At 39.7% G+C, this 4,715-nt stretch carries 7 protein-coding genes; 1 reads left to right on the forward strand and 6 read right to left on the reverse strand.

Translation table 11 applies throughout. The features are described from left to right. The 4 genes from R2S08_RS28690 to R2S08_RS28705 all read right to left on the reverse strand — a co-directional run. The coding region (locus R2S08_RS28690; RefSeq protein WP_316838332.1) for a Bro-N domain-containing protein at window positions 1-727 on the reverse strand (727 nt) is incomplete at its 3' end. Window positions 728-1,081: 354 nt separating this feature from the next. Further along, window positions 1,082-1,720: a hypothetical protein gene (locus R2S08_RS28695; protein ID WP_316838333.1), complete on the reverse strand. Its 639-nt coding sequence runs from the start codon at window positions 1,718-1,720 to the stop codon at window positions 1,082-1,084. 8 nt (window positions 1,721-1,728) lie between these two features. Then, window positions 1,729-2,370 carry a DUF6266 family protein gene (locus tag R2S08_RS28700; protein WP_316838334.1) on the reverse strand — a complete coding sequence of 214 codons (642 nt, stop codon included), beginning with the start codon at window positions 2,368-2,370 and terminating at the stop codon, window positions 1,729-1,731. A 44-nt stretch (window positions 2,371-2,414) separates the two neighbouring features. Further along, entirely contained in the window at window positions 2,415-2,591 is a 177-nt protein-coding gene (locus R2S08_RS28705; RefSeq protein WP_316838335.1) for a hypothetical protein, read from the reverse strand. 367 nt (window positions 2,592-2,958) lie between these two features. On the opposite strand from R2S08_RS28705, the gene R2S08_RS28710 reads away from it, so the two are divergent. Then, a complete protein-coding gene (locus tag R2S08_RS28710) occupies window positions 2,959-3,687 on the forward strand; it encodes a DUF3800 domain-containing protein (RefSeq protein WP_316838336.1) in 729 nt (242 codons plus the stop codon). 150 nt (window positions 3,688-3,837) lie between these two features. On the opposite strand, the gene R2S08_RS28715 is transcribed toward R2S08_RS28710, so the two are convergent. Both R2S08_RS28715 and R2S08_RS28720 read right to left on the reverse strand, forming a co-directional pair. Continuing rightward, complete coding sequence (locus tag R2S08_RS28715; RefSeq protein ID WP_316838337.1) at window positions 3,838-4,131, reverse strand: hypothetical protein; 294 nt, start codon at window positions 4,129-4,131, stop codon at window positions 3,838-3,840. 60 nt (window positions 4,132-4,191) lie between these two features. Next, window positions 4,192-4,521, reverse strand: coding sequence for a hypothetical protein (locus R2S08_RS28720; protein ID WP_316838338.1), 330 nt, complete (start codon window positions 4,519-4,521; stop codon window positions 4,192-4,194). Window positions 4,522-4,715 lie beyond the last annotated feature (194 nt).

The following is a 4,715-nucleotide window of genomic DNA, read 5'->3' on the forward strand; positions in this document are numbered from 1 at the left end:
CTTTGGCAATCTTGCCACCTTTTTTACTGGCAATAGCATTCTCTCTTAAACCCTCAGCTTCATCACTCTCCGCAATCTGACGAGTGGAGAGTTCGGCTAATGCTGTAAATAACAATTCAGCTTCAGACATATGATCACGCAAGTTCTGCCCATCCAAGCCTTTAACTTCTTTGTGCATTTTCACAGACATTCCCGTCCATTCCTGATGTATGATATTAGTCAAAAAAGCAAACTCATCTTCCTTTTTTACACCATGTGTTCCCCAATAATCAGTCAATTTATTCCTGGTTTCCTGACCAGACATTCTCTGCTGAATCCATTTCTCACTTCTGCCGGCCTTTTGCCAGTTTTCCCTTGCACGATCTAAACTTTGCTCCGGATCAGATATTTCCTGCATCCGTTCATATCCTACCTTAGCAAGCCACATTTTAAAGGGTTCGGCTTTAGGTGATGGAATAGATTGAATTAACCGAAGCAGCTGTTCGGTATCAGCAACATCCGTGAGATAAAATTTTCCATCACTAGATTGCATTTTCAGTTGGTTACAGTTTGTAACCGACTCATTGCCTTCTTTGATCAATCTATGCTTTAAAACTTTCCAGTAGTTTCTGGCATTTGGGCTTTCAGTTAGCACCCCAACCACATCTACAATACTAAAATACCATTTTTGCTCTTCCTCATTCCAAACAGAACGCACTTGTTTATTTTCAAATAACCTTACACTCATATATCAAAATTAATATTGTAAATATAACTAATCAATAATTAAAAAATGAAATAAATAGTAAAATTATTTTATCCATCTATTACTCACATACAATATTTCAAAGAACTTCCTGGTATCGGATACCCGATGGGTTTTATTTGAATCCCTCTCTGTCTGCGGCATTTAGCTTTGCTGAGCTCGCTGAAGGGCTCGGTTCTCCCCCAAAGACGGAGAGAGGCCCACAGGGCAGAGAGGAGAATTACAACCCCAACTGAACCCAGTCTGGATCACCACCCAAGAAAATATGATTTCATGATCAAGCCTCAGAACCTGGAAGGTTCAGCGCGATCAGAAATCATATTTCCCCCCCAACCCCTAATTAAACTCCTCGTCCAGCAATTTCAACATCCTAACCAATAACACCCTAACCCGCATCGCCGTGCTCTGCACCACCTGCTTATACTTCGTGGTTAAACTATTAGGTGAGATATACCCATCTCCTATTCCCGGAGTGATGAAGTTTTTCGAAATCGCCAAAATCAATTGCGTAACAGGCCCCGCATCTAAGCCACCAGCCTTATTCATTAGCTTAAAAAAATAAGCCAAAGCATCCACTGAAAACAACACCCGGATTCTGGGATTGCTTTCCAGTTTAGGCAAAGAGGCCACAGCCTCTTTTTCCCAGTTAAAGAAACCCGCATACCGGGCATCAATGTGCTCCAATAGTTGCTCCAGGCAATCCCCGGCAGCGGCGTATAATTCCATACACGCAACCGGCACCTTCTGATATTTAAACAAAGCTTCCGTTAAATAGCCGCAATCATATTGGATTTGCTTCAGATGTCTTTCCACCAAACTATTTGGAGTAGCACCCAACATCTCCTCCTGCATAGACTTAATAATCTGTTCCTTAATGACAGGCAGCTCCGCTATCCAATACAGCACTTGCTGCTCATCTAAATCGAAATAAGCCGGATCCAGATGTTGCATGATCAAGGTCCTTAATGTATTCATTTCTGTATTCATGGCGCTATCCTCCCTAAATAAATACTATTGGCTATTCTCTTACGGTTAAAACTGGTTACACTCACATACACCTCCAGCGCTTTACCAATCATTTTCTGATTGAATTTAAACCTGCACTCTTTGTCAGCACGTTTTGTACCCCCAACAAAGCCATCCGCAATACCCAGTTCCGGGCAATATACAACCAGCATCAGCTGATCATCATAAGATACCCGCTGACTAGGATTGTCAGACCAACTTACATAAAGCAGGTTTGAATCAGTGAGCACAACAGACGGATCAGTCAATCCACCCAACTCCCCTTTGCTTACCACCACTTTGCTATAGTCAATGCTGAAATCAGGATACTCCCCAACAACAGCCCGATGAAAATTTGCAGAAAAAGCCAGATTGATCTCCGATTTCACATTAGACAGATTTAAAAATCCGATAGAAACATAAGGATGAAAGGGCACCAACCATTCGCTTACAAAACGGAATTTCTGTTGATTGGCAATTTGTGCTGCCGATCGTTTCGATTTTTTATTTGCCTTTTTGGGCGAAGCCTTCATATAAGCAATACTTCTCCAGCTGGAGCCAACCACCGGCCCAACTTTTCCAGAAAAAGCACCCAAAATTCCTTTAGATATTTTTGCCATGATATTTTTATTTATCAGTAAAAGATTTAGTTTTAAAACGGCCTTTATAGCGTTTCTATAGCCAGGTTACTGCGGCAATATGCCCTTATAGGCATTTCCTTAAGGATAAATAGCCATTTCATCGAATACAATACGAATCTAACCCCTATCCAATACCTAGCTGGTAGCCAGCTGTTGTAGGCCGGAAAAAAGCCAAGAATTCCTTTTTTATACGTTCCCATTTTTTTGAGATTTTATAGTTAAACATTTTTGTGAATTATGTAATCACCTAGCCTGTAAGACTCGCAGTACCTGTGCACCGACACCGCTTTTCCAATTACAGAAACAAACATAACAACCTGATATTTAACTACCTATACCCTAAATCACTTTGTCACTGTTTGACATTGATTGACACTCTTTTGTCACTGTTTGACACACATAGCTACCCATTTTATCTTCTTTCAATAGAAAACAGGTTAATGGAAAGACAAGCCAATAAAGTATTTTATTATTTTCTAAATAAAACTATTATTTAATCAAAAAATTATATTAAATTATTTAAAGAAAAATAAACGCCAAATAGATATATTTGCTACTGATCTTTCAATGATGATAAATCAAGACAGCATAAAAACTCAAAAATATTATTTCATAGATGAAAGCGGTGATCCCCATTTTTATGGGCACCGTAAAAAATTATTAGTAGGCACAGAAGGTTTTCAACCATATTTGATCATTGGTATGATAGAGACTGATAATAGAAAAGCATTAAGAAAAACTGTTGTCGATTTTATGGAGAATATAAAGACTGATATTCTATACAATTCTATACCGTCTATTACAGTTAAGGATTGGTATGTACATGCACGTGGCGACCATCCAGAAATTAGAGCAAAATTCTTTGAGTTGTTACGTGGCTTGCCCGGATTTAAAACCCATATCGTTATCGCGAAGAAGGAACTGCCTATATTTAATCGAAAACATAATAACAATCCAACAGAATTCTATTTCGATGTACTTCATCATTTATTGAATGGAAAACTTAACAGCTCAGATCATCATCATTGCTTGTACCTGTCTCAACGCGGGAATAATACACTTCATCGCTTTGAAACGGCGGTGAATAAAGCATTAGAGGTCGGAAGGATAAAATACAATAGTCATGGAACATACCAATTGGAACTCGTTCCCAGCAAAGAAATGCCCGAGCTCAGTATTATTGACTATATGATGTGGGCCGTACAGCGCAAATTATTGAAAGGAGAAAGTCGTTATTTTGAAGCTTTAAAAGACAAATATGGAGAACTCATTAATTTATATGGTGCACCATTATAAAACAAAAAAGCTAAAAAATCCTAAAGCCCTCGTGCCAATACTGGCAACACCCATCATGGGATGAGATACAGAGACTCAAAACTTTCTAGCCACTACAAAGGTAATTATAATTAATTAGAATGTTTTATGGTAAAAAAAAATTCTGGATCATCAATACAAAGAAGACTTCAAATAAAGCAATCTCTTTCCTACCTTTTTCGTTACCCACTTCCCCTGTTCCTCGTTCCTTCTTCGGTAAAACGTCCTCTTCTCTATATATAAAAATTCCATGGCCTGCTGGGCAGTAAGCCATTCCTCTTGTTGCCCACTTGGGGGGTCATATTTATGGATAGCGACTTTAATTTCCACCAAAGTCAGTAAAATTTCCTGCAGAACAGGGAGTATATCAGAATGCATACAGTTATCCTCCATCCAGGTCTGCACCCAAGAAAAATATGTTTTCATGATCAAGCCTCAGAACCTAAAAGGTTCAGCGCGATCAGAAAACATATTTTTCAAAAAAGACTATTGCTTACTCACTACCCCAGGCCCCGAAATCACCTCAGCATCACTCGTAAAACCCTGGTCATTGATGTAATCCTGCAACGTAGGATACACCGACGAATCAAACACCACCTTACAAGGCACACTTCCCGCAGCCCCACAACTCGGCGTAGACCCCGTAGCAAGCGTCCAGTTCGACGCATTCCTCGCACCAGTAGACGTACCCAAATTGTACGAGTAAGCAATTAAACCCGCCTTTTTACCAGACACTGCTTTAGTAAAAGCAAAAGCCGCGGTCAATCCGCCAGCACACAGCACGACCATTAAAGCCGCTTTTAACGTTTTTTTCATAATTTGTTTTTTTAAAATGAATAATTGATGAATTGTATATTCTATCCTCGCTTCCGGACGCGGCGAATATTCAGGAAGAAACAAGCGGATACCAGAACCACTGGCACCCGCAGGTATTAACCGACAACACCAAAGCCAGGGCTAACCAGGCCAAGAAAGGCAGCAGTGTTTATTTTAAGTCGAAAAGTAATTGG

Source organism: Pedobacter nutrimenti (assembly GCF_032678445.1).
Classification (GTDB): Bacteria; Bacteroidota; Bacteroidia; order Sphingobacteriales; family Sphingobacteriaceae; genus Pedobacter; species Pedobacter nutrimenti_A.

What these genes read in the sequence shown, in the direction of transcription:
- R2S08_RS28695 (WP_316838333.1), bottom strand. Translation starts at nt 1,720, where the DNA reads ATGAATACATTAAGGACCTTGATCATGCAACATCTGGATCCGGCTTAT.
- R2S08_RS28700 (WP_316838334.1), bottom strand. Translation starts at nt 2,370, where the DNA reads ATGGCAAAAATATCTAAAGGAATTTTGGGTGCTTTTTCTGGAAAAGTT.
- R2S08_RS28705 (WP_316838335.1), bottom strand. Translation starts at nt 2,591, where the DNA reads ATGGGAACGTATAAAAAAGGAATTCTTGGCTTTTTTCCGGCCTACAAC.
- R2S08_RS28710 (WP_316838336.1), top strand. Translation starts at nt 2,959, where the DNA reads ATGATGATAAATCAAGACAGCATAAAAACTCAAAAATATTATTTCATA.
- R2S08_RS28715 (WP_316838337.1), bottom strand. Translation starts at nt 4,131, where the DNA reads ATGAAAACATATTTTTCTTGGGTGCAGACCTGGATGGAGGATAACTGT.
- R2S08_RS28720 (WP_316838338.1), bottom strand. Translation starts at nt 4,521, where the DNA reads ATGAAAAAAACGTTAAAAGCGGCTTTAATGGTCGTGCTGTGTGCTGGC.